General features: G+C 53.2%; 18 protein-coding genes. 12 read left to right on the top strand and 6 right to left on the bottom strand.

Annotated features, from left to right (window positions below; translation table 11 throughout):
- Window positions 1-7: 7 nt before the first annotated feature.
- The 3 genes from BUE76_RS21720 to BUE76_RS21710 form a co-directional block, all read right to left on the bottom strand.
- Window positions 8-874, bottom strand: coding sequence for an alpha/beta fold hydrolase (locus BUE76_RS21720; RefSeq protein WP_073042008.1), 867 nt, complete (start codon window positions 872-874; stop codon window positions 8-10).
- 97 nt (window positions 875-971) lie between these two features.
- A complete protein-coding gene (locus tag BUE76_RS21715; protein WP_073042010.1) occupies window positions 972-2,279 on the bottom strand; it encodes a DUF418 domain-containing protein in 1,308 nt (435 codons plus the stop codon).
- A 199-nt stretch (window positions 2,280-2,478) separates the two neighbouring features.
- A complete protein-coding gene (locus BUE76_RS21710) occupies window positions 2,479-3,699 on the bottom strand; it encodes a multiheme c-type cytochrome (RefSeq protein ID WP_083596451.1) in 1,221 nt (406 codons plus the stop codon).
- Between the two features lie 184 nt (window positions 3,700-3,883).
- Here BUE76_RS21710 and BUE76_RS21705 point away from each other — a divergent pair, with 184 nt between their 5' ends.
- Complete coding sequence (locus BUE76_RS21705; RefSeq protein ID WP_073042013.1) at window positions 3,884-7,258, top strand: VCBS repeat-containing protein; 3,375 nt, start codon at window positions 3,884-3,886, stop codon at window positions 7,256-7,258.
- Between the two features lie 156 nt (window positions 7,259-7,414).
- On the opposite strand, the gene BUE76_RS21700 is transcribed toward BUE76_RS21705, so the two are convergent.
- On the bottom strand, window positions 7,415-7,675 hold the full coding sequence (locus tag BUE76_RS21700) for a hypothetical protein (protein WP_143157264.1): 261 nt from the start codon (window positions 7,673-7,675) through the stop codon (window positions 7,415-7,417).
- A gap of 127 nt (window positions 7,676-7,802) precedes the next feature.
- Between BUE76_RS21700 and BUE76_RS21695 the strand changes: the two genes are divergently transcribed.
- From BUE76_RS21695 to BUE76_RS21645, 11 genes are all read left to right on the top strand, one after another.
- A complete protein-coding gene (locus BUE76_RS21695) occupies window positions 7,803-8,273 on the top strand; it encodes a ribosome maturation factor RimP (RefSeq protein WP_073042129.1) in 471 nt (156 codons plus the stop codon).
- Window positions 8,274-8,347: 74 nt separating this feature from the next.
- Entirely contained in the window at window positions 8,348-9,595 is a 1,248-nt protein-coding gene (gene nusA, locus BUE76_RS21690; protein ID WP_073042017.1) for a transcription termination factor NusA, read from the top strand.
- A gap of 303 nt (window positions 9,596-9,898) precedes the next feature.
- Entirely contained in the window at window positions 9,899-13,006 is a 3,108-nt protein-coding gene (infB, locus tag BUE76_RS21685) for a translation initiation factor IF-2 (protein ID WP_245798329.1), read from the top strand.
- 262 nt (window positions 13,007-13,268) lie between these two features.
- Window positions 13,269-15,509, top strand: coding sequence for a catalase/peroxidase HPI (gene katG / locus BUE76_RS21680; protein WP_073042022.1), 2,241 nt, complete (start codon window positions 13,269-13,271; stop codon window positions 15,507-15,509).
- 504 nt (window positions 15,510-16,013) lie between these two features.
- Window positions 16,014-17,387 carry a peptidylprolyl isomerase gene (locus tag BUE76_RS21675; protein WP_073042024.1) on the top strand — a complete coding sequence of 458 codons (1,374 nt, stop codon included), beginning with the start codon at window positions 16,014-16,016 and terminating at the stop codon, window positions 17,385-17,387.
- A 385-nt stretch (window positions 17,388-17,772) separates the two neighbouring features.
- Window positions 17,773-18,798, top strand: coding sequence for a rod shape-determining protein (locus BUE76_RS21670; RefSeq protein WP_073042026.1), 1,026 nt, complete (start codon window positions 17,773-17,775; stop codon window positions 18,796-18,798).
- A gap of 95 nt (window positions 18,799-18,893) precedes the next feature.
- On the top strand, window positions 18,894-19,763 hold the full coding sequence (gene mreC, locus BUE76_RS21665; protein ID WP_073042028.1) for a rod shape-determining protein MreC: 870 nt from the start codon (window positions 18,894-18,896) through the stop codon (window positions 19,761-19,763).
- 149 nt (window positions 19,764-19,912) lie between these two features.
- On the top strand, window positions 19,913-20,446 hold the full coding sequence (locus tag BUE76_RS21660) for a rod shape-determining protein MreD (protein ID WP_073042031.1): 534 nt from the start codon (window positions 19,913-19,915) through the stop codon (window positions 20,444-20,446).
- A gap of 414 nt (window positions 20,447-20,860) precedes the next feature.
- Window positions 20,861-22,999: a penicillin-binding protein 2 gene (mrdA, locus tag BUE76_RS21655; RefSeq protein ID WP_073042032.1), complete on the top strand. Its 2,139-nt coding sequence runs from the start codon at window positions 20,861-20,863 to the stop codon at window positions 22,997-22,999.
- Window positions 22,989-24,323, top strand: coding sequence for a rod shape-determining protein RodA (gene rodA, locus BUE76_RS21650; RefSeq protein WP_073042035.1), 1,335 nt, complete (start codon window positions 22,989-22,991; stop codon window positions 24,321-24,323). Before mrdA ends, rodA begins: the two co-directional genes overlap by 11 nt.
- A 357-nt stretch (window positions 24,324-24,680) precedes the next feature.
- Window positions 24,681-25,508, top strand: coding sequence for an MBL fold metallo-hydrolase (locus BUE76_RS21645; RefSeq protein WP_245798330.1), 828 nt, complete (start codon window positions 24,681-24,683; stop codon window positions 25,506-25,508).
- 59 nt (window positions 25,509-25,567) lie between these two features.
- Here the strand turns inward: BUE76_RS21645 and BUE76_RS21640 are convergent, their stop codons facing one another.
- Together BUE76_RS21640 and BUE76_RS21635 are read right to left on the bottom strand one after the other, a co-directional pair.
- Window positions 25,568-25,849 carry a hypothetical protein gene (locus tag BUE76_RS21640; RefSeq protein WP_143157265.1) on the bottom strand — a complete coding sequence of 94 codons (282 nt, stop codon included), beginning with the start codon at window positions 25,847-25,849 and terminating at the stop codon, window positions 25,568-25,570.
- 44 nt (window positions 25,850-25,893) lie between these two features.
- The coding region (locus BUE76_RS21635) for a T9SS type A sorting domain-containing protein (RefSeq protein ID WP_158070017.1) at window positions 25,894-26,266 on the bottom strand (373 nt) is incomplete at its 5' end.

The raw sequence follows: 26,266 nt of genomic DNA, 5'->3' as shown, positions 1-26,266 counted from the left end.
TTTTTTGTTAGGGCTGGATTACAGCCTTAGTTGGTTCCAGGAAACCAAGGATTCGTGCATTCACTTCCTGTGGCGCTTCGTGGTGCAGCCAGTGGGTGGCATCATCCAACGTAACCAGTTGTGCATGGGTGCAATGCGCTGCACTTTCCACAGCCATTTGGTACAACAAAAAGGCGTCCTTTTTACCCCAGATGATCAGCACCGGCAAGGCAAGCGGCCGGGAATTTTTGGGTTGCACAAAGCTATAAGCCCGGTACCAGTTGATCATGGCCGTTAGGGCGCCGGGTTTGGCCCATGCCTGTTTGTAGCGGGCTATGGTTGTTTGGGTAAATGTGTTGGGCCTGGATGTTTTTACCAGTGCCTGCTCCAGCCATTTGTAGTTGTTGCGCCTGGCCAGCCATTCGGGTGCCCAGGGAAGCTGGAAGAATGCGGCATAGCTGCTTTTCTTCCGCTGTTTGCCATTGTGCAGCAAGGTCTGGCGCATCACTTCGGGATGCGGCATGTTCAGGATGATCAGTTTACTGACCCGGTCGGGATGCTGCATGGCCAGGTGCCAGGCAACGGCACCACCCCAGTCGTGCCCTACAAGTACAGCCTGGCTGCAACCGGTAGCATCCATCAGGGCAATGATATCCCCTACCAGGAATTGGATGGAATAGGCCGCCACACCCCGTGGTTTGCTGCTGCGGTTATAGCCCCGCTGGTCGGGTGCAAACACACGGTATCCTTTTGCCGCCAGCCGGATGACCTGTTGCTCCCAGGCAAAGCCCGCTTCGGGAAAGCCGTGGAGCAGGATCACCGGAAGGCCATCTTGCGGGCCGGCTTCATACACATGCAGGCGGATATCGTTGAGGTCGTAAGCTTTAGAATGCATAGTTGTGGGGCATCAAGAACCCGGCCAGTAGGTATAAACCTTCAAGGTTTGCACAAGCTGCACCGGGTTGATCATTGTTTGGAAAAAACATGGATCGTTAAGGCGCAGGTGTTTTGCTGTCCAGCACTATTACACTCGGGTTGATACTGGTGACGGGTGCAGGTGCCTGTTGCTTTTTGCGCAGTGGCTGCACACGGCCATAGGTAAGGCTGCGCCACAGCCATTCTGCCAATCCGAATTGGAAATGTTGGGTCCACCAGCGGGCAAAAAATACCTGCATTACAAAGAAGGCAATTGCGAGTGCAACAGCTGTTGTGATGCCGATCTTTTCCATCCCTCCCAGGCCAATGCCATAGAATAAAAGGAGCCCAAACGCGGTTTGCATAAGGTAGGTGGACAAGCCGATTTTGCCAACAGGCGCAAAAATGCTTAACCGGCTCTTGCTGCCTTTTTTCCAGTATAATACCACCAGTAAGGAGACATAAAATGTTGAAAGCGCAGCCTGGTGTATGCTGAGGCAAAAATTACCAATGGCCTGCGGGATGGTAGGACGGCCGCCGAAGGACATGCCCAATGTCAAAACACCTGCTGTTGCTGCCAGGGTTGCCACTCCGGATATCCAGAGCAGTCGTTTGAAGAAGCGCCTGTTTTTTTCGGTGTATACAAACAGCTTATTGCGCCACGCATACATGCCCAACAAGAAGAGGCCAAAAGTAATCGACAGCCTCCCGGTCATGATCTGGAAACTAAACTTATCCTGCAGCCCGCTGGCAGCATTCATCCGTACCAACTCGGGTAGTGTGCCGGATGATTTGATCCTGAATTCTTCGGCGGCCCTGGCCATTATTTCCGGTGGTGGCCCTGCAGGGGCGGGTGTGCCGGTAGCCGGGCTGGCAAGTGCAACGGTGTCGTTGATGGCGGCTGGCACATTAAGCACCAGCAGGAGCGCAACGGCCAATACCCATTTGTTGGACAGCAACCGGGCCGGCAGCAGGAAAACACCCAAAGCGGCATACACCACCAGGATATCGCCGCTGTAGAAAAGGTTGTGTACAAAGCCGATGGCAAACAGGATGAGCAGCCGCCACAGGAACCGGATGGTAAAGGGTTGGTTTTTGCCTGCGGCATTTTCGAGCTGGATGGCAAAGCTGAGCCCGAACAGGAAGGAAAAGATAGTGAAGAACTTGCCAAAGGTGAGCAGGAGTGCCAGGAAGTTCATGACACCATCGGCAGGATTGTGGATGTTGAAGTTTTCCTTGCCTGCAGGCGTGGCTCCGGCCAGGTACGCATTGGCAGCATGGTTGATGACGATACCCAGCAAGGCAAATCCCCTGAGGATGTCAATCAGCTGTACACGGTTGGAGGTACCCTGCGAAAGGGCAGTAGGAGTAAGGCTCGGTTGCATGGGTTTTGTTTTAAAATGAGCAGTGCAACACAGGGAGGATGACGCAGGTGTAAATATGGTAAGTGATTGGGGCGGATACAAGCAGATCGGGGATGGTTGCCCGGATGCATTGGATGAATTGTGTTAACCGGCAGATAACTTGAACACAGCCGAGGCCGAACCGGCGGGTTACATGATCCATTGTCACACCTAACAGGTTTTAAAACCTGTTAGGAGCGTTTCTGAAAACCGTTTGCTTTGGGAGCGAAACCCAGTGCGACCGGATACTGGCAGCGGTAGCGGTGGTTTTGCCAGGCAGAAAAACAGCGATGGCTTTGGATGACTGCAGGGGCATGTGGCAATCTATACAGTTGGCTTTGAGTTGTGCCTTGGGCATACCGGTAAATGTGCAGAATTGGGCGCTTTGCGGCTGGTGGCAACTCATACAGCGTTGCGAAAAAAGGAGGGTGTTGCCTCTTTCGTTTTGGTGACTGTTGTGGCAACTATTGCAAGTAAGCGTATTGCTCTTTATAAAACATTTGCTGGCCCGCATCAGTCCGTATTGGTTGCCGTGTACATCAATGGTCTGCGGATCGGGTGGGGTGCTGTCCACCACAAAATGATCGCCAAGGCGGCCGCCGGCAACAAAGGAAAAGGAAGCTGTTGTTTTCTGTAGCCTGCCGCCATGACAAAGGGCACAGGCATCAAGGCTTTGCTGGCGGGAAAGATGGGCGGTATTGATGATGTGCTGCGCTGTTTTTGCCTCCGGATTTTGTTGGTGAAAAGCCACATGCTCTGCTGCGGGTCCATGGCAACGTTCGCAGCCCACGCCATACAGTATTTTGCTGCGGTCAAATTTTTCGGGCTCCACACCGGGAGCTGTCACCACTTGTGCGTAGCCTGAGTGGCATTCCATACAACGCGAAGTGATCACCCGGCCAAAATCGGGGAAAGGCGGAAATCCAGGACTATTGCTCCAGGTATGTGCCGCACTGAAATAGGTGATAGGCAATTGGTACAAAGACCTGCGGTTCCAGGCCAGGAAGCTTTGTCCCTTGGCACCCGATCCGATCACGATATCCATTCGACGGACTTCCTGTTCCTTGCCCTTTAAGTAAGCCACCTGGAATGGTTTGCCATCCCTTATTTCCATACGTACCTGGTGGCCGCTGGGATACTGAAAAGTATTGCTGTCGGCCAAAAAGGAACCCAATACATTTTTGTCACTGGCAGGCATGGAAGTAAGGTGATGCGCCGTTTGCCGGTGGCTTTGGAACAGGTCTTGGTGACAGGAGGCACAGGCTGCATCACCTGCATAGCCTGCAATGGCGGTATCTGCTTTTGTGTCGCTGCCCACACATTGCGCCAGCATCCATGCTATTGCCAATAGGAGCAGGGCCAGTAACAGCGGGCGGCGATTTGTTAAGCTGATTGGTTTCATGGTGGCGTAGCGATGGGCTAAATGTAGGGCACTGTAGGGAAGGCAACAGTAAAAAGGCGAAATGCAAAAAAGCAGGTAAGCCTGGGTGCCGGCAGCAGCTGCGTTTTTGCCATTTTACTGTTGCCTTACTCTGCCGCAGCCCTGTTTCGCTTTATCTTTAAGCACCCTTTCAAGCCTGCCGATTATGAAGCCAAGCGTTCCCGGTGCTGTACGGATCTTATTCACGCTCTGCATTTTTACCCTATTTGCCTGTCAGCAGAAAAAGACCTTGTTCACGCTTGTTGATCCGGGTGACAGCGGTGTTTCTTTTGCCAACAAACTCCAGGAGCGCAAGCTGTTTGGCATCCTCTATTTCCTGTACTACTACAATGGCGGTGGTGTAGCCACCGGTGACATCAACAACGATGGCCTGACAGATATTTATTTTACTGCCAACAGCAGGGGCAACAACAAGCTTTATCTCAATAAAGGCAATTTCCAGTTTGAAGACATCACCGCTAAAGCTGGTGTAGCGGGCGGCTCCGATTGGTGCAGCGGCGTCACCATGGCGGATGTGAACGGGGATGGTTTACTGGATATTTATGTTTCTTCGGTTAGTGGTATGCGTGACCTCAAAGGCCGGAACGAATTGTTCATCAACAACGGCAAGGGCAGCTTTACCGAACGTGCAAAAGAATACGGACTCGACTTCTCCGGCTTCTCTTCCCAGGCGGCTTTCTTTGATTACGATCACGACGGTGACCTTGATTGCTACCTCGTCAACCAGTCGCACCACCCGCACGCAAACATTGTAGATACCAGCTTTCGCAAAGGGTATGATTCGTTGAGCGGCGACCGCTTGTACCGCAATGATGGACCATTAGGAAAAATTACTCCCGGTGATGTGCATGCTAATAGAAAAGTCGGTGCTGCCAACTCCCCCTCCACCGGAGGCAACCGCAGGTTGGGAGCGAAGCTCGGGGGGGAGGCCGTGTTTGTGGATGTCTCCAAACAAGCCGGCATCTTCCAGAGCTCCCTGGGTTATGGCTTGGGCCTTGCCATTGCCGATCTGAACAACGACGGCTGGGAGGATATCTACGTAGGCAACGATTTTCACGAGAACGACTATTACTACGTAAACAATGGTGATGGCACTTTCAGGGAAAGTGGCGCTCAGCATTTTAAACATTACAGCCGCTTCAGCATGGGCAACGATGCCGCCGACTACAACAACGACGGCCAGCTGGACCTGATTACCGTGGACATGCTGCCGCCCGATGAAAAGACCCTCAAAACCTATGGCAGTGATGAGAACCCCGATATCTACAATGTAAAGCTGCTGATGAACGGCTACCAGCACCAGTATTCGCGCAACGTGTTGCAGCGCAACAACGGCAATGGCAGCAGCTTCAGCGATGTGGCCCTGCAAAGCGGGGTGGCTGCCACCGACTGGAGCTGGGCGCCGCTATTTGCCGACTTCGACAATGATGGCAACAAGGACCTGTTTATCAGCAGTGGCATTGTAAAGCGGCCCGTTGATCTCGACTATGTACGTTTTGTGTCCGACCTGCAGGTGCGCAAGGGCATGAACCAAACCGATAAGTACGACCAGGCGGCAATTGAAAAAATGCCTGGCGGCGATACCCATCCTTTCCTGTTTAAAGGCGATGGCAGTGGCGGCTTTGCCGAAATGGATACTGCCTGGGGTACGGCAGGGATGAAAGGTTGTTACAATGGCGCGGCTTATGCCGACCTCGACAACGATGGCGACCTGGATATGGTGGTGAATGCCATCGATGCGCCTGCCGTGCTGATGCGGAATGATGCGCCGGCAACCAATCACTTAGCCATCCAATTTAAAGGTGATGGCGGAAATACCATGGGGCTGGGTGCCAGGGCTTATGTGTTTGCCGGTGGTAGCATGCAGTACCAGCAACTGGTGCTCACCCGTGGTTTCCAGTCGTCGGTTGCGCCGGTGCTCCATTTTGGTTTGGGTGCCCATACAAAAGCCGATAGCGTAGTAGTGGTGTGGCCCGGTCAGCGCTACCAGGTATTGCGCGATGTGGCTGCCAATAAAACTTTAACGGCAGTACAGGCCAATGCTGCCGGTGTTTTTGAAATTAACCGGTTTGTCCCATCACCCGCCAGCTTTCTTACGCCTGTTACCGATTCCTTAGTCCGTTGGAAGCATGCTGAAAATCCTTTTGTGGATGTAAACGTGCAGTACCTGGTTCCGCATGCCCTCAGCAGCCGCGGACCCAAACTGGCTGTTGCCGATGTAAACGGAGATGGGCTGGATGATTTTTATGCAGGTGGTGCCAAGGACCAGGCGGGCGTACTGATGCTGGGCAGGATAGGCGGTGATTTTGTGGCAGTGAAAATTCCAGTGTTCGAAGCCGACAGGTACAGCGAGGATGTAGCTGCCCTCTTTACCGATGTAAATGGCGATAATTTCCCCGACCTGGTGGTGGCCAGTGGCGGCAACGAATTGTTGGCGGCCGATCCGCGTTTGTGGGACCGGCTTTACCTCAACGACGGAAAGGGCGGTTTTGCAAAAAGCAAGGGCCTGCCATTTATTTCCAGCAATAAAAGCTGTGTAGCCGCCGCCGATGTGGATGGTGACGGCGACAGGGACCTGTTTTTGGGTGTGCTGGCCAACAGCGTGGCTTATGGCGTACCACAAACATCTGTGCTGCTGCTGAATGATGGCAAAGGCAACTTCACAAAAGCGGAAGGCCGCATGCCTTTGCAAAACATCGGTATGGTAACTGCTGCCCGATTTGCCGATGTGGACGGCAACAAACTTCCCGACCTGGTGCTCGCCGGCGAATGGATGCCGCTCACCATTATGCTCAACAAGGGCGGAAGGTTTGAGCGCAGCACCATCCCTGCTTCTTCGGGTTGGTGGCAAAGCCTGTATGTCGGCGATGTGAACGGTGATGGCTTCCTGGATATACTCGCCGGCAACTGGGGGCTGAATAATAAGTTTCAAAGCCGGAAGGATGGCAAGCTAAGCCTGTATGTGTCCGATTTTGACCGCAACGGCAGCACCGACCAGCTCCTGGCTTATAGCATCAAGGGAAAAGAGTATCCCTTTTTGGCAAAAGATGAAACCGAGCGGGCCTTGCCTGTATTAAAAAAACATTACCTCCTGTATGCAGAGTATGCCGGTGAGGAGATGAAGGATGTGTTCTATGGTTTTGTGGACCAGGTGGAACCGCTGCGGGTAGAACAGCTGGCATCGGTGGTATGCCTGGGCAATGGCAAGGGAGGTTTTAGCATGCAGGCCCTGCCTGCCGAACTCCAGCTGGCACCCATCTTTTCTTTTGCACCGTTGGGCGGCAACCGCTATGTTGCCGGGGGCAACTTCTATGATGTTATTCCCTACGAAGGGCGGTACGATGGGCAGCCTTTGGCGCTTTTCCAGTTTGCCGGTAACAAAGTGCTGTACCTGCACCAGCCCGACCTGTTCCATCTTTCCGGCCAGGTGCGGGATCTGCAATGGGTGAACAGAAAAGGAGACAGCGTGCTGGCCATTGCCCGAAACAACCAGCCACTGGTATTTTACCGGGGAAACTAGCTGCCGGCTGCTAGCTGTTTGTTTTTGGCAATAACCAGTAGCAATAGAGGTAAACCGGAAGGTATAAAATGCCTGGCGTTTGCAGCCGTTCTTAAAAATATTCTTAGCGCCTTTGCTCCTCAGCGCCTTTGCATGAAACCTCCAGTGCGTGAAAACCTACTTCACCTCCTCAAACTCAATATAATCCTCATCGCTGCCCTTGGCATTGGGCGCAAAGCTGGACTGCTGCGTGCCGGAACCGCCATAAGGAGAACCTCCCTGGGCATGCTGGCCATATTGGGCATTCATCTGCTCCTGCATATTGCGGAAGCCCTTTTTTACCTGACGGGTTGCACGCACCAGGGGAATGATAAATCCAAACACCAGCCGGTACAGCATCCAGGCTAGGAAAGCGTAAAACAAAAGTGAAAGTATCATTGCCGCAAACATACAAAGCCTTTTGGCCCGGATAATATTTGGAAAGTAAATAAGGTATTTGTTAACTTTGCAGCAGGCAAAAGACAAAAAGAAGGGAACGGAAGCGTTCCCTTCTTCTATTTTTACTATGCAAACAGAAACCCATATCGAGGCGATTACCCAAAAGTTGGAACCCCTGCTGGCGGAAAATCCCACGCATTTCCTGGTGGAGATCCGGATCAAACCCACCAATAACATCAAAGTATTCATCGACGCCGACGAGGGTATGCCTCTTTCGGGCCTGATCAAATACAACCGTGCCCTGTACAAGGACCTGGAAGAAAGCGGCATGTACCCCGATGGCAACTTCTCGCTGGAAGTGTCCTCGCCGGGTGTGGACGAGCCGCTGAAACTCAATCGCCAGTACAAGAAGAACGTCGGCCGCTACCTGGAAGTAAAGCTCCAGGACGACTCTGTGAAGGAAGGCAAGATCCTGGAGGCGGGCGAAGACGGCATTGTGCTGGAAACAGAGTCCGGTAAAGGCCGGAAAAAAGAAATCAAACAGGAAACTGTATTGTTTAGCGATATAAAAAAAGCAACCGTTCAAGTAAAATTTTGAAAAGCTATTAGCCTTTAGCCGTTAGCGATTAGCTAACAGCCAATGGCCAATAGCCAACAGCAAAAACCTACCGTATGGCTAGTATCAACATGATCGAGGCGTTCCAGGACTTTAAGGATGCCGAAAACATAGACCGCCCCACGCTCATGCGCGTTGTGGAAGATGTATTCAAAACCCTGCTCCGTAAAAAGTTCGGCAGCGATGACAATTTCGACGTAATCGTAAATGCTGAAAAGGGTGACCTGGAAATTGTACGCCGCCGTATGATTGTTCACGACGGTGAAGTGTTGGACCCCAATGCCGAAGTAGCCTATAGCGAAGCGGTAAAACTGGAGCCCGACTTTGAGGTGGGTGAGGAGCTGTACGAGGAAATTGACCTCTACGATTTCGGCCGCCGCGCCATCCTGGCTGCCAAGCAAACCCTGGCCAGCCGCATCTCCGACCTGAAAAAGAACGTACTGGCTAAAAAATACAACGACCGCATTGGTGAGATCATCTCTGCGGAAGTATACCAGGTATGGAAAAAAGAGATCCTGCTGCTGGACGAAGAGAACAATGAACTGATTCTCCCCAAGAGCGAGCAGATCCCGCAGGACTATTTCAAAAAAGGCGAAAGCATCCGTGCCGTAGTAAAGAAAGTAGACCTGAAAAATAACAGCCCGGTGATCATTCTTTCCCGCACGGCGCCCGAGTTCCTGGCCAAACTGCTGGAAATTGAAGTGCCCGAGATCTTTGATGGCCTTATTACCATTAAGAAAATTGTGCGCGATCCGGGTGAGCGTGCCAAAGTGGCCGTTGAAAGCTACGACGACCGCATCGACCCCGTGGGTGCCTGCGTGGGTATGAAGGGTAGCCGTATTCATGGCATTGTGCGCGAACTGAAAAATGAGAACATCGACGTAATCAACTATACCAACAACACCCAGTTGCTGATCCAGCGCTCGCTTACGCCTGCCAAGATCACAACCATGGAGTTGAACAACGAATCCAAACACGCTTCGGTGTACCTGAAGCCCGACCAGGTGTCGCTGGCAATCGGCCGCCGTGGTGTAAACATCAAACTGGCCTGTGAATTGACAGGGTACGATATTGATGTGTACCGTGATAATGAAGGGGAAGTTGAGGATTTCGATATCGACCTGCAGGAATTCAGCGATGAGATCGAAGCCTGGGTAATTGAGGAGCTGAAGCGTGTGGGTTGCGATACCGCCCGTAGCGTACTCGACCTGAGCGTTGAGGAGCTGGAGCGCCGCACCGACTTGGAGCGCGAAACCATCGAAGAAGTGCGCCGGGTGTTGCAGGCCGAATTTGAAAGCGAGTAGGTATGGGTAAGCCACTTTTATGTGGCCCTTCCATTAAGTTTTTATAGTTCTTTTCTTTTTTGAACCACAGAGGTACAGGGGCACAACGTAACGCAGATTGAACTGTGCACCCTCTTGCCCCGACTGCTTCCGTGGTTCATTACCCATGAATCAATCAGTGGTGTTTTCCCTTGCTTTGGCAAAAGAAAGCTTCTATTTGACTGATTCATCAATACATTTGTACATCAATAACACTACCCCCCTTCCAAAATCATAGAAGGGCCGGGGGAGGCAATTATGGCAGAAACAACAACACCAAGGTTAATGGCCGCCGCCAAGGAATTCAACATAGGCAAGGAAACCCTTGTTGAATTTTTGGCAGACAAAGGATTTAACAGAGACGATCTGAAACCTACATCAAAGCTCACGGAAGATATGTACCGTGCGCTTCAGCATGCGTTTCAAGGCGATAAGGTTGCGAAACTAAAAAGCGACCAGATAGACCTGCCCAAAGGTGCGCAGGGCGAAGCAAAGAAGAAAAGAGAGGAAGAAGACCTGCACACCCGCAAGGAAGCACCGAAGCCTGTTAAAAAGGAAGAAGCGCCAGCACCGGCACCAGCCCCTGTGGCACAGGTGGCGGCTCCTGCGCCTACACCGGCACCCGCTCCGGCACCACAGCCCGAGCCAGTGGCAGAAGTGAAGCCAGAATTGCCTGAAGTCCCCGAAGTGGTAGCTCCCGTTGCCGAGCCAGCGCCTCAGCCCGAGCCGCAGCCGCAACCAGTAGCCGAAACGCCAGTTCCCCCAGTGGAAGAAGTAAAACCCGAACCACCGGCCCAGCCCGAGCGTCCCGGCTTTGGTCCCAAAGTAGTTACCAAGATCGACCTGTCGGCAATCGACTCTTCTACCCGTCCGAAGAAGTCGGTAGAAAAGCGCCAGCCACAGGCCGAACAGCCTGCTGCAGCCGCACCGGCGCCTGCGCCCACACCGGCACCTGCTGCTCCGGCTCCCCAGCCCGAGCCTGTTGCTGAAGTGAAGCCGGAATTGCCTGCACCTGAACCTGCTCCTGCACCTGTGGTGGCCCAGGAGCCTGCCCCCGTGATGGAAGCGAAGGTGGAAGAACCTGCTCCTGAAGAAGCAGTAAACGAAGAAGCATCAGCAGCGCCCGTAATTGAAAATATCCAGGCGGAAAAGCTTACCGGGCCTAAGATCCTGGGTAAGATCCAACTGCCTGTTGATAATGATACCCGTCCCAAGATTGATGAGAAGCGCAAACGCAAACGCATTCCCATCGAGAAGAAGGACCCCAACACTGCCCGTCCCCAGCAGGGACAAGGTGGTGGCGGTAACCACCAGGGTGGTGGCAACCAGGGTGGTGGCAACCAGGGTGGCAATCAGGCTCCCCGTCCTGCAGGTCAGGGTGGCGGTGGCCGCTTCCAGCCTCAGCTGGCTAAAGACCGTACCAACAACCGTCCCGGTGGCGGCGGTGGTGGTCGCTTCCAGCCTCGTGAAGACAAGCAGATCGACGAGAAAGAAATCCAGCGCAAGATCCAGGAAACCCAGGCCAAGCTTTCGGGTGGATCGGGTCGCGGTGGCCGCAACATGAAGGCCAAGATGCGCCGCGAACGCCGCCAGGAAATGGCCGATGCCATGAACGAAGGCGACAACAAGCTGCAGGTTACCGAGTTTATCTCGGTGAGCGAGCTGGCCAGCCTCATGGATGTGTCTTTCGCCGAAGTGATCTCGAAATGTATGGGCCTCGGTATCATGGTATCGATCAACCAGCGTTTGGACGCCGAAGTGATCGAACTGGTGTCTTCAGAATTTGGTTTCGACGTGGAGTTTATCGACATGGAGAAGCAACTGGAGATGGACGAGGAAGAGGACAAAGACGACGACGAAGACCTCGAGTCCCGTCCGCCCATCGTTACCATCATGGGTCACGTTGACCACGGTAAGACCTCTTTGCTCGACTATATCCGTAATGCTACCGTAGTAGCCGGTGAAGCGGGTGGTATCACCCAGCACATCGGTGCCTACACGGTACACCTGCCCAGCGGTAAGGACATTACCTTCCTCGATACCCCCGGTCACGAAGCGTTTACCGCCATGCGTGCCCGTGGTGCAAAAGTTACCGATATCGCAGTGATCGTGATTGCCGCAGACGATGCGGTGATGCCCCAGACCCGCGAGGCCATCAGCCACGCACAGGCTGCAGGCGTACCCATGATCTTTGCCATCAACAAAATAGATAAGGACGGTGCCAACCCCCAAAAGATCTACGAACAACTGGCCGGTATGAACCTGCTGGTGGAAGAGTGGGGTGGTAAATTCCAGAGCCAGGAACTCTCTGCCAAGAAAGGTCTGAACATCGACCTGCTGCTGGAAAAAATCCTGCTGGAAGCCGAACTGCTCGACCTGAAAGCGAACCCTGACCGGGAAGCAAGCGGTAGCATCGTGGAAGCTACCCTCGATAAGGGCCGTGGTTATGTAACCACTATCCTGGTACAAAACGGTACCCTGCAGAGCGGTGATATCGTAGTTTCGGGACAGCATTTTGGCCGTGTAAAGGCCATGTTTAACGAACGCAACAAGCGGGTTGATAAAGCTGGTCCTTCAACGCCGGTACTGATCCTGGGTCTCAACGGTGCGCCCCAGGCTGGTGAGAAGTTCCGTGTATACGAAGACGAAAGCGAAGCCAAAGAAGTGGCCAACAAGCGGGCACAGATTCTCCGCGAACAGGGTATGCGTGCCAAGAAGCACATCACCCTCGATGAGATTGGTCGCCGCCTGGCACTGGGTAACTTTAAAGAACTCAAGGTTATCATCAAAGGTGACGTGGACGGTTCGGTGGAAGCCCTCTCGGATTCGCTGCAGAAACTGTCGACCGAAGAGATCGTGGTGAGCGTGATTCACAAAGGCGTGGGCCAGATCAACGAAAGCGACGTGGTGCTTGCAGAAGCATCCGACGCCATCATCATCGGTTTCAACGTACGTCCTTCGATGCAGGCCAACCGCCTCGCCGAAGGTGCCGGTATCCAGATCAAGACCTACAGCATTATCTACCAGGTGATCGACGAGATCAAGAGCGCCATGGAAGGTATGTTGGAGCCCAAGGTTCAGGAGAAGATCGTGGCCAACGTGGAGGTACGCGAAGTGTACCGCTTCGACAAGGTTACGGTTGCCGGTTGCTATGTGCTGGATGGAAAGATCGCCCGCAACAACAAGATCCGCGTTATCCGCGATGGTATTGTGGAATTCCCCAAAGGCGAAAACAGCCAGGCGGAACTGGGTTCACTGAAGCGCTACAAGGACGATGTGAAAGACGTGCTTTCGGGTATGGAGTGCGGTATCACCGTGAAAAACTTCAGCGACTTGAAAACCGGCGACATCATCGAAGCCTACGAAATCGAAGAAGTGAAGCGTACGCTCTAAAGCCCACCCCAATAATCCCTCCCGGTAGGAGGAGCTTGGTGAACCACGGCAGAAAGCGAACTACAGATATACAAATCCCGCAGCAGTGATGCTGCGGGATTTTTTGTTTTCAAGATCTTCCATCTCTTGAAGAGTTGGGGGATCTGTCAGCCATTCCCCGTTCGAACAAAACAATGGCCTTATAGATTCAATCAATCGGTTTTTAAACAAATTAGACAAACATTGATATAGCTTTGGCTTCGAACCTAAACCACAGCATACAATGAAATCTACCTCACCTGCCACACATGATGGCGCATTGGATGTAAACAGCAGCAGTGCTGCCAAATGTCCTTTTCTTAATGGCTCGCTTACCAATGCTGCGGGCGGCGGCACCCGCAACCAGGATTGGTGGCCCAACCAACTCAGGCTCAACATCCTTCGCCAGCACTCCGAACGGTCCAATCCTTTGGACAAATGTTTCAATTACGCCGACGCGTTCAAGCAACTGGACCTGGCAGCTGTAAAAAAGGATTTGTTTGAATTGATGACCACCTCGCAGGACTGGTGGCCTGCCGATTATGGCCATTATGGTCCGTTTCTGATCCGCATGGCATGGCACAGTGCCGGTACCTATCGCATTGCCGATGGCCGTGGCGGCGCCGGTGCCGGACAGCAGCGTTTTGCACCCCTCAACAGCTGGCCCGATAATGCCAACCTCGATAAGGCCCGCCTCCTGCTGTGGCCTGTTAAAAAGAAATACGGCAAAAGCCTTTCCTGGGCCGACCTCATGATCCTTGCCGGTAACTGCGCCCTCGAGAGCATGGGCTTCAAAACCTTTGGCTTTGGTGGCGGCCGTGCCGATGTATGGGAGCCACAGGAAGACGTGTACTGGGGTTCGGAAAAAGAATGGCTGGGCAACAAAGAGCGTTATGCCGATGGCGGGCTGGAGCAGCCCCTGGGTGCTTCCCACATGGGGTTGATCTATGTAAACCCCGAAGGGCCCAACGGCAACCCCGACCCCATAGGTGCTGCCCGCGATATCCGCGAAACTTTTGGCCGCATGGCCATGAACGATGAGGAAACCGTAGCCCTCATTGCCGGCGGTCATACCTTTGGTAAAACCCACGGTGCCGCCGACCCTACCAAATACGTAGGTGCTGAGCCCGCAGGCGCTGCCATCCACGAGCAAAGCATGGGTTGGAACAATAGTTATGGCAAGGGCAATGCGGAAGATACCATCACCAGCGGACTGGAAGGAGCCTGGACCAGTACACCCGCCAAGTGGGGCCACGACTATTTTAAATTCCTCTTTGAATGCGAGTGGGAACTTACCAAGAGTCCGGCAGGCGCACACCAGTGGGTAGCCAAAAACGCGGAGGCTGTTATCCCTGATGCCCATATTGAAGGCAAGTTTCACAAGCCTTTCATGCTCACCACCGACCTGGCCCTGCGTGTAGATCCAGCATACGAAAAGGTTTCGCGCAGGTTTTACGAAGACCCGGCTGCTTTTGAAGACGCTTTTGCCCGCGCCTGGTTTAAGCTTACCCACCGAGATATGGGTCCCCGCAACCGCTACCTGGGTCCCGAAGTGCCTGAAGAAGTGCTGATCTGGCAGGATCCTGTTCCGGCAGTTGACCACGAACTGATCAACGATGGAGATATTGTAGACCTGAAGCGGGAGATATTGGCTTCCGGTCTTACCGTAGCGCAGTTGGTTAGTACCGCCTGGGCTTCGGCTTCCACCTTCCGCGGGTCCGACAAGCGGGGTGGCGCAAATGGTGCCCGCATCCGGCTGGCGCCCCAGAAATACTGGGAAGTAAACAACCCTACCCAATTGGCTGCCGTTCTGGAAACCCTGGAAGGCATCCAAAAAGCATTCAACAGCAAACAGACAGGTAATAAGCGGGTATCGCTGGCCGACCTGATTGTGCTGGCGGGCTGTGCCGGTGTGGAAAAGGCAGCACACCGGGCCGGTGTTGAGATCGCAGTACCCTTCACACCCGGCCGCACCGATGCGTCGCAAGACCAGACCGATGTGGAATCTTTCGAGGTACTGGAGCCCCAGGCCGATGGGTTCCGCAACTACCTGGGCAAGCGCCATGCTGTGTCGGCTGAGGAAATGCTGATTGACAAGGCCCAGTTGCTCACCCTCACCGCTCCTGAAATGACGGTGCTGCTGGGTGGCATGCGGGTGCTGAACACCAATTTCGACAAATCGAAACATGGCGTGTTTACCCACAACCCCGAATCGCTCACCAACGATTTCTTTGTCAACCTGCTCGACTTTGGTATCCGCTGGAATGCCTTGTCTGAAAGCCAGGATGTATTTGAAGCCCGCGACCGCCGCACCGGCGCCGTGCGCTGGACGGGTACCCGCGTGGACCTGATTGTTGGTTCCAACTCGGAGTTACGTGCCATTGCCGAAGTATATGCCTGTGAAGATGGTAAGGAGCAGTTTGTGCACGACTTCGTAGCGGCCTGGAACAAGGTGATGAACCTGGATCGTTTTGATTTAGCCTAATGAGGGAAACCGTTCGATAAGCAACAGGTGGCCGTGAGGTCACCTTTTTTGTTTTCACGCAAAGACGCAAAGGAGTAAAGGCGCAAAGGCTTTTTCACGCAACGACGCAACGGGGCCACGGCGCAGCGATTGGTTAGAAAAACAAGCGCGATAGTCATGCAGAATAACCTGGGTTGTGGTGGTAGCCATGCGAATCATCAAAGTAACATTCACCAGCATTTCATTTACCAATAAGAAGTAAGGTAACTTATGGGTAGGAACTACTACCAACCAGCTAATAGGATGTTGGCTTTTAGCCCACGGTTTCAACCGTGGGAAATTGATACCTTCGGATAAATGCCAAGCCGTTTCAACGGTTTGGTGCCAGCTTGATGCGGCCGGTATTTAAAGCTTATAACCAGCAGCCCCAAACCAAACGCCTGCTCCGCCTCAGGTTTTTGTTAAACCTTACCCCGCCACCTGTGGCTTGCTGTGAAAAGGCTATTTTTACAGCCATCGTTTTTTATGAAGAAGATCCTGTTTGCTTTAGGTGCTACCGTTTTGATGGCCACCGGTGCTTTTGCCCAGGCCAAAAAAATTGTAGCTGATAAGATCATCGGTGTTGTGGGCGACCGCATCATTTTGCAGAGCGACGTTCAAAACGCCATTGCCGACGCTTCCCGCCAGGGACAGCAGGTGCCCGAAAACGCATCCTGCCAGATACTGGAGCAGGCGCTCATTTCCAAGGTAATGATGTTGCAGGCCGAAAAAGACTCGCTGGAAGTTACCGAAGAAGATGTGGAGGCCGAACTTGAAATGCGGGTGCGCAGCTTCATCCAGCAGTTTGGTACCCAGCAGGCACTGGAAGAAGTGGCTGGTAAAACGGTTTTCCAGATCAAGGAAGATGCCCGTGCCAGTGTGAAGGAGCGCAAGCTTGCCGAAGCCATGCAGAAAAAGATCATGGATGGCGTAAAGATCACCCCTACCGAAGTGCGGGCTTATTTTGACAAAATTCCCAAGGACAGCCTGCCCTTTTACGAGTCGGAGTACGAGTTGGGACAGATCGTGCTGTATCCCAAGGCCAGCCGCGACATGGAGTTGTACGTAATTGACGAACTGAACAACTACAAGCGCCAGATAGCCGCCAAGCTGACCTCCTTCGACCAATTGGCCCGCCGCAATTCGGAAGACCCTGGTTCCAAGGAACGTGGTGGCCAGTACCAGATCAACCGCAATGAGAAGACCTGGGATCCTGCTTTCCTCAACGGCGCCTTCCGCCTGAAGGATGGCGAAATCTCTCCTGTTATCAAATCTAAGTTTGGTTACCACATCATACAGATGATCCAGCGCAACGGCGATGAAGCCATTGTGGCCCATATCCTCCGCATCCCGCCGGTAACCGATATTGAAATTGCCGGTTCCACGGCCAAGCTGGATTCCATCCGCAACCTGTTGGTAAAAGGCGAGGTAGCCTTCCCCGTTGCCGCTGGCAAGTTTACTGAAGACGAGACCGCCAAGTTCTCCGGTCCCTTTATCACCGGCGGCCGCACTGGTTCCTCTTTTGTTACCATCGATGAACTGGACAAGGACATCGTTACCGAGCTGGAAAAGCTGAAAGTAGGCGACTACTCGCAGCCCCAGACCTTTACCGACCCCCGTGGTAAGAAGGGCGTGCGCCTGCTGTACCTGCGTGCCCGCACCGAGCCGCACCGTATGAACATCAAGGAGGATTACGATAAAATTTCTTCCTTAGCACTTGAAGAGAAAAAATACAAGACCCTGGAAACCTGGCTGGACAAACGTATTCCCGCCTACTACATTATGGTGGATGCCAATGCCGCCGGCGGCACCTGCCCGCAACTGGATAAATGGCTTAGCCGATCTACCGCTAACCGGTAAATTTTTAAAACGCCCCTGCACAGGGGCGTTTTGCTTTCCCCTTTGCAAAAAGGGGCCGCCTGCAACAACTATCTGCTATAGGGTTCGGGGATTTTCCTTGTCCTTCAACAACCCGCTCTTTGCACAAGCAACAACCGCTGCAGGCCAGGGAAAATACCCCGCAACTGACGACACATAATATCTGGAGGTCCCCCCTTTAGAATGGGGGAGGCCACTGCACCAACGAAAACAAGTACGCTACAAAACAAAAAAGCATGTGTTCATCCCGCAAAGCACCGCAGCCAACCCCGCAGCTGCTAACCCTGCCGTTTTAACTTTGTCCCTTCGGATTATTTCCCGCAACTTTGCACACATCCTTTAGAACCCCCTAATCCAATAAGAGCGCATGGGACTTTTTAATTGGTTCACGCAAGAGATTGCGATGGACCTTGGAACAGCAAATACCCTCATCATTCATAACGAGGAGATCGTGGTGAACGAACCCTCGATCGTTGCCCTCAATCGCAATAATCCTAAGGAAGTACTGGCCGTTGGTAAGCGTGCATTGCTGATGCATGAAAAAACCCACGAGAGCATTAAAACGGTACGTCCCCTGAAAGATGGTGTGATCGCCGACTTTAACGCCGCCGAACTGATGATCCGCGAGCTGATCAAGCTGGTGTATCCCAAGAAGCCCCTTTTCCCGCCCTCCTGGCGGATGATGATCTGCATTCCTTCTTCCATCACCGAGGTGGAGAAGCGTGCCGTTCGTGATTCGGCCGAGCAGGCAGGCGCCAAAGAGGTATACCTCATTCACGAGCCCATGGCTGCCGCCCTGGGTATCGGCATCGACGTGGAAGAGCCCGTGGGTAACATGATCATCGACATTGGTGGTGGTACTACCGGTATCACTGTTATTGCCCTGGCTGGTATCGTTTGCGACCAGAGCATCCGCATCGCCGGTGACGAGTTCACCGCCGATATCATGGAAGCCCTCCGCCGTTACCACAGCCTGTTGATTGGTGAGCGTACCGCCGAGCAGATCAAGATCCAGATTGGCGCAGCCATGAAGGACCTGGAAAACCCACCCGATGACCTGCCCGTTAACGGCCGTGACCTGGTGACGGGTATTCCCAAGCAGATCTTCGTGGGCTACCAGGAGATTGCCGAGGCACTGGACAAGAGTATTTTCAAAATTGAAGAAGCCATCCTGAAGGCGCTGGAGCAAACCCCGCCCGAGCTGGCTGCCGATATCTACCGCCGTGGTCTGTACCTCACCGGTGGTGGCGCCCTGCTCAAGGGCCTCGACAAGCGCCTGAGCGCCAAAATCAAGCTGCCCGTTCATGTAGCCGACGACCCGCTGAAGAGCGTGGTGCGGGGTACCGGCCTGGCGCTGAAGAACTACGAGCGTTATCCTTTTGTAATGAGATAAAGGCTTTTAGCCGTTAGCGGTTGGCTGTTAGCCGGGCTTATTTTAGTTCGGTAAAAAGCTAATGGCTAACGGCTAATTGCTAATAGCTGCTCTCCATGCGCAACATCTTCATCTTCATCCGCCGCTATTTTGTGCTGCTGAGCTTTTTGGCCCTGCAGGCATTTGCCTTGTGGATCTTGTTTACCTATAACAGGTTTCACCGCGCCGTGGGCCTGGGTGTGGCATCCGAGTTTACCGGTTCGGTAAATGCGCAGGTAGACAAGGTGGATGACTATTTCCACCTGCGCGAGGAAAACCGACGCGTGCACCAAGTGAACGACTCGCTGATGAACCTGGTAAGTTCCAACTTTGCACAGGTGGATACCACCGCAAGGGCCATTACCGATACCCTGCGCCTCACCGACAGCACCAGGGATGTGCGCCGCTACCTGTGGCGGGCCGCCAAAGTGGTCTACAACTCCGTAAACTTCGAGAAGAACTACCTCCAGATCAACCGCGGTGCCACCGAAGGCATCCGCGAGAATATGGCGGTGCTCAATTCCGATGGTGCCCTGGTAGGCCTGGTGGTGGCCGTTAGCCCCAACTTCAGCCAGGTGATGAGCCTGCTGCATGTGCAAAGCCGCGTGCCGGCATCGCTCAAAAACAACAACGTATTTGGTACCATCGAGTGGAGTGGCGAAGACCCGCGCTTCCTCCTGCTCAAAGGCATTTCCATGGACGTAAAGCTGAAAAAGGGCGACTCCGTGCTCACTTCCATTTACTCGTACAACTATCCTCCCGGCTTCCTGGTGGGTCGTATTGCGGACATCAAAACCGACAAGGCCTCTGGCTTTTACAACCTGAAGGTTCGTTCGGCGGTCAACTTCAACGCGGTACAACAGGTGTTTGTGGTAGAAAACCTCCAGCGCACCGAGCAGTTGCAGCTGGATGAGGCTACCCGGCAAAAGATGGAGCAGAAGAAATAGTCGGAAGACCAAAGTCCGGAAAGTCCGGAAAGGCGTTTCCGACAGGCTGGATGTATAACATTATTTAATGTATTCAAAACAGGTGGACTGTGGTAATTGATGGAATAGTCTTTACTGACTTTCCTGACTTTCAACTTTCCGGACTACATATGAGCGACCTCGTAAGAAATATCCTCCGCCTGGCGATCTTCATCTTCGTGCAGGCATTTATATTGGACAAGGTGCCCAACCTGCATCGCTTTGTGGTGCCCTACCTCTATTTCCTGTTTGTGCTCTGGCTGCCGTTTACCACGCCCAGGCTTACGCTGCTGGCGCTGGGTTTCCTTTGCGGCCTGCTCCTCGACTATTTTACCATGACACCCGGCCTGCACACTGCAGCCTGTGTGCTCATTGCCTATGTGCGCCCCTTCATCATTACCTTGCTGTCGCCCAAGGAAGCGCAGGAGTTTACCTTCCGCGAGCCTTCGCCAAAGGCCATGGGCTGGGGTCCTTATTCCATTTACGCACTCATCCTCACCTTCCTCCACCACACCTGGCTTACCTTCCTGCAGTGGCTCGATTTCGGCACCTTTATGTCTTTCCTCATCAAGGTGGTAGCCACCACCGCCATTTCCATGGTGCTGATTGTAACGGTGGAAATCCTGTTTCCAAGGAAGTTGAAGTTCCGGACCAACACTGCTTAACCGCAGATTTGTAGGATTGGGAATTATTTGTATGACCTGGATGGAAGCGAGCGATGTAGTGGCCGGGTTGGATAAAGTAAGTCGCCTTTTCCTGTTCCAGTCTGCGGGTATAATACAGCGTTTTTGCTGCTCCTTTCTTTTATTCCTTGCAACGCAAACTTTATTTGTCCCGTCCGGTTTATTAGAACAACACTTTTGATGGAAGCAGGTTTGTTTGCGGAAAACAGGTGCGCACTCCTTGCTGACTGGCAACAAACCAGCCTAAGCAGGCGCCCAATCATACAATTCCTTACTTAATCCTACAAATCTGCGGTTCCGTCGAAATAATTTTGCTGCCCTGCTTTCGATTATCAAATTTTGTAATCTAAATAAACCCTGCGGGTAGCGCTAACTTCGTGTTTCGTACTTACCACTATGTCTGTGTTCAACCAGTCCCGGAGCTATATCATCCGGATCATATTTCTCGTCACCTTCTTTGTTATCATCGCGCAGCTGTTCAACCTGCAGGTGCTGAGCAGTAAATACCAGCAGCTGGCCCAGGAGAACGCCGTTTTCCGAAAAACCGTGTACCCGCCCCGCGGAATCGTGTACGACCGGAAGAACCGCGCCATCGTAAACAATACCCTGATTTACGACCTGATGGTGACGCCCTCCGAAATGCGCAACGTGGATACGGCCTATATGTGCCAGCTCCTGGAGATCGATACTGCTGATTTTAAAAAGCGGATCATCACCGCCATCGTAAAAAATGGCCGCTACCGCCCATCGGCATTCGAGCCCCTGCTGGCACCGGAGAAATATGCCCGCCTGGAAGAGAATATGTGGCGTTTTGGATCGGGTTTCTTTTTGCAGGAACGCCCCGTGCGCACCTATCCCTATAATGCCGGTGCCCACTTCATGGGATATATCGGTGAGGCCGACAGCGGTATCATTGCCCGCTCGGGTGGTTTTTACCAACCTGGCGACTACGTGGGCCGCTCCGGTATTGAAGCCTTTTACGAACGCATCCTGATGGGACAGCGTGGGGTGCAATACCTGATCAAAGACAACAAAAACCGCCTGGTGGGATCTTACGAGGGAGGCGAGTTCGACTCTGCCGCTCTTGCCGGCCGCGGTGTGCGCACTTTTATTGATATTGAAGTGCAGGCGCTTGCCGAAAAGCTGATGACCAATAAGGTGGGCGCCGTGGTGGCCATCGAACCCAAGACGGGTGGCATCATCGCCATGACCTCGGGTCCCAACTTCAGCCCCGAAGCCCTTACCGGTACCAATTTCAAAAAGACCTACAGCAAGTTCGTGCTCGACGTATCACGTCCACTGCTCAACCGCGCCATCAAGGGACAGTACCCGCCGGGTTCTACCTTTAAGCCGCTGGGTGGACTGGTAGCGCTGGATGAAGGCCTGATCACACCCGGCTTTGGTTATCCCTGCGGTGGCCGATATTATGCCTGCGGTATCGGCAAGCCTGCCTGTACCCACAGCGGCGGCGGTCATGCGGCCAACCTGCGCCTGGCCATTGCCAACTCCTGCAACTCTTATTTTACCCACGTTTACCGCATGGCCGTGGACAATCCCCGGATTGGCAACCACAAGGATGGCTACGCCAAGTGGAAAGACTATATGAACGCTTTTGGTTTGGGCATCCGCCTGGGCGTGGACCTGCCTTCCGAGGACAAGGGCAATATCCCCGATACCTCCAAGTACAACAAGGTATACCGCAACGTGTGGAGCTCCTGTACCAACCTGACGCTGGGCATCGGGCAGGATATGATGACGGCAACACCCCTGCAGCTGGCCAACGCCATGTGCATCATTGCCAACAAAGGCTATTACTATACCCCGCACATTGTAAAGAATGTAGACAACGAAACCCCGCAGGATACCATCCTCCACAAGTTTCGCAAGAAACATGAGGTGCTGACCCATATCCCCGACTCGGCTTACAACGCGGTGATCTGGGGCATGCAGGATGTAGTGACCAATGGTACGGCCCGTGCCGCTGCCATCCCGGGTATCAACCTGTGTGCAAAAACCGGTACCGCGCAGAACTTCCGTTTTATTGGCGGTAAAAAGATCGAGCTGAACGAAAACTCGATGTTCGTTTGCTTTGCGCCCCGCGAAAACCCCAAGATTGCCGTAGCGGTGGTAGTGGAAAACGCGGGTTTTGGTTCAACAGCCGCTGCGCCTATTGCCTCACTGCTGGTGGAGAAGTACCTGAACGACACCCTCCGCCCGGAAAGCGTAAAGAAGGCCGAAGCCATGGCCGCCAAAAACCTGATGCCTTCCATCCTCAAGCGCGAGCAGTTTATTGCCGACAGTACCCGCGCTTACGAGTGGTACCGCATCACCCACGACAGCAGCTATATCCGCAAGTTCTGGCGCCGCACGGCGGAAGAGAACAAGCCCAGGACCGACTCTGCCGACAAGAAGAAAGTGGACAGTCCGCAAAAGCAAAAAGCCCCGGAAAGAGTGGTGTACCAAAAGCTGGAAGCCATCAACCCCGATCAAAAAATACTGTACCCCCGTAAACAGCCAATTCCCCATGTCGCGTAACCAACCGCTTATTTCCAAGGGCGTCGATACCCTGATGATCTGGCTTTACCTCCTGCTGGTGGGCATCGGCATCCTGGCCATCTTTGCGGTTACTTACCGCGAAGGCGACCCCGTGGCCGGTTCCTTCCTGTCGTTTAAAACGGACTACAGCAAGCAGCTTTTTTACTTTGTGCTGGCGGCCATCATCGGGGTGTTTATCCTCGTAACCGATAGTAAGTTCTTTACCGCCACGGCCAATATCTGGTATGCTTTCGGCATCCTGCTGATGCTGCTGGTTTTTCCCTTTCACTCCAATGTAAAAGGCACGGAGTCCATCATTCGCTTTGGCGGCTTCCAGTTCCAACCGGCGGAATTTTGTAAGGTGAGCGTGTGCCTGGCGCTGAGCAAATACCTGTCCCGGCCTGATACTGATTTTACAAAAGGCCGTTCGCAGCTCATTGCCGCAGCCATTGCCATTTCGCCTGCGCTGCTGTCTATTTTACAAAGCGAAACGGGGCTGGCGCTGGTGTACTTTGCCTTTTTCCTGGTCATGTACCGCGAGGGCCTGCCGCCTACCATCCTGGTCATCGGCTTCTCGGTAGCGGTACTGGTGATCGCCACCATCCTGATGGAGCCCAACACGCTGGCCATCATCCTTACCGTCATTGCTGGCCTGGCCGCCTGGGTGATGCGCCGCCAGATCCGCAGGCGGAAATCGGTGCTGGTAAGCCTGGTAGCCATCTGGTTGCTTTGTGTAGGCATCCAGCGTTTTGCCGTGCCGTTTATCTTTCAGAACGTATTGCAGAAGCACCAGGTGGAGCGCATCTTTACGCTCTTTGGCAAAGAGAATCCTTACACCGGTATTCCCGGCGAGCTGGTGGAAGCGGGCGCCAAAAAAGAAGGCGTCTCCGACTACAACGTAAAGCAATCCAAGATCGCCATCGGATCGGGTGGCTTGCTGGGCAAAGGCCTGCTGAATGGTACCCAGACCCGTTACGATTTTGTTCCCGAACAGCGCACCGACTTTATCTTTTGTACCATAGGGGAAGGCTTTGGCTTTGTGGGTACAACACTCCTGCTACTGATCTACCTTTTCCTCCTGTTCCGCATCGTGATCGTTGCCGAAAGACAGCGCAGTGCCTTCAGCCGGGTATATGCATACGGTGTGGCATCGGTATTCTTCTTCCACATCGGCATCAACGTTGCCATGACCGTTGGCCTGGCACCGGTAATCGGTATCCCGCTGCCTTTTATCTCGTATGGCGGTACCGCCCTGATCACGTTCACCATCCTGCTGTTTATTTTGATCCGGTTGGATGCGGACAGGCAGATGGTGTTAAGGTAATACCCCCTGTCCCCCTAGGGGAACTTAGGCCGGGAATGCTTTTGGGTAATGAAGCCACTCTATGCGGGGTGGCTTTGTTGTTCTGGGCCGTGCAGTGGTACTGATAATGAGCTTTTGTTGCAGCTTGCCCAGAGCTAGTTTCAGGGGTGGACAATTTTATGTTCGTACTGCTATTCTGCAAAACCGGATGGGAAAGCGGATCAGGCGGATGGAACAGATGTAAACGGATATCTGTTCTTATCCGTCCTATCCGTGTTCCCATCATATGCTACCCGCTTGGTAACCTGCAGCCAATGATGTATTCATCAACTGCTTATTACCAGCCAAACAGGCCAAGGCTATCGTACCTTCGCACCCATGACAGAAGCAAACAACCAGGATAATTCCGGCCTAAGTTCCCCCTTCAGGGGGACAGGGGGTGTGACAGGGATTAATATCTTTCCGCTTTCGGAAGGCTCCTTTACCATCGACAAAACCAAGGTCTTTGTTCCGTTTGATGAATCGGAGCACCAGCTAACTGACCGCCCCACCGGTTCCCTGCTGGTGGAAATCCAGCCTTTCCTGGTGCAAACTTCCAAAGACCTCCTGCTGCTCGACTGCGGCCTGGGGTACAACCTGCCCGATGGCACCCTGCAGCTCCACGATAATATCCGCAAGGCAGGCTTCCAGCCCGAACAGGTAACCAAGGTATTAATGTCGCACCTCCACAAGGACCATGCGGGCGGCATTGGCAACCCGCAAACCGGGCGCTTTGCCGGCGGCCACGACCTCAACCTGCCCAATGCCCTTTACTACGTGCAGCAGCGCGAGCTGGACTATGCCTGGCAAACCGGCGGCCCTTCTTTTCTGATGGATGAGCTGGAGCCCCTGGTGCATTCGCCGCAGGTACAGTTCCTGCACGATGACCATGGCTTTATTGATGGCTATATCGAGTACAAACACAGCGGCGGCCACTCGCCTTTCCACCAGGTGTTCTGGATCAGGGAAGAAGGCCAAACCATTTTCTTTGGCGGCGACGAAGCGCCCCAGCTATCACAGATGAAAGTGCGCTACAAAACCAAGTACGACTTTAACCCCGAAAAGGCCATGGAACTGCGCCAGCAGTACTGGGCACAGGGCGGGGAAGAAGGCTGGACCTTTTTGTTTTATCATGATATCAAGAACCCGGTGTATCCACAGCCGTAACAGGTAGCAAACAACGCTTTTCAGTAAATAAAATGCCGCTGGTGATGGCGGCATTTTATTTATTCCATTAAGAAAATCCACCCGTGCACACCCGCCTCTTTCCCGGTGCGAATGACATCAGCGCTTTCTTCAGCCGGAACAAAACGCTGGATGTTGCAGGTGGGCAGGTGATGCAGTTCGCCACCAACGCCTAGCACACAAATGGGCGCAAACATTGCGGAACTGCCTCCACCAAAAGTTTCCACCAATCGGCCTTCAGCCAACTTTTGCAATACTGCCTGCACCCTAATGGGCTGATCTTCGGTTTTACAAGTCCGCCCTTTTGAAATAATGAGCAGCAAGTTTCTTGTTACCCCATCCAAAATTGCATCAGATAAAAACGGTTTTACTCTGTTTTCAGAATTTTAAGTGTCGTAGTCTTGTTACCTTGCACAGCTTCAACAACATACATACCGGGCGACAGTTCTCTCCCAAATATCAACGAGCTATTGGGTGCTGTACGAATAGATTTTAGTCTCCGGCCTAGCATATCTGTTACAATCACCTCAACTACCCTGTCTTCCGAACTTTCGACAAACATCGAAAATTGTTCCGCTGAAGGATTCGGAAAAACTTTTATACTAAGTGTTGTTATATCAGGCATTGCTGATGACGTATGCGTTTCTTGATTAACGGAAAGAGCTGCCGTGCAAATTGGTGCGGTGAGGGTTATGTTGGTAAGCTTGGCAATGCAGTCTCTTGCATCTTTCGCATAAGCC

This window comes from Cnuella takakiae, assembly GCF_001953305.1.
Taxonomy (GTDB): domain Bacteria; phylum Bacteroidota; class Bacteroidia; order Chitinophagales; family Chitinophagaceae; genus Flavisolibacter; species Flavisolibacter takakiae.
Note: the sequence above shows the minus strand (reverse complement) of the source record. Positions and strands in the feature narration are given on the sequence as shown.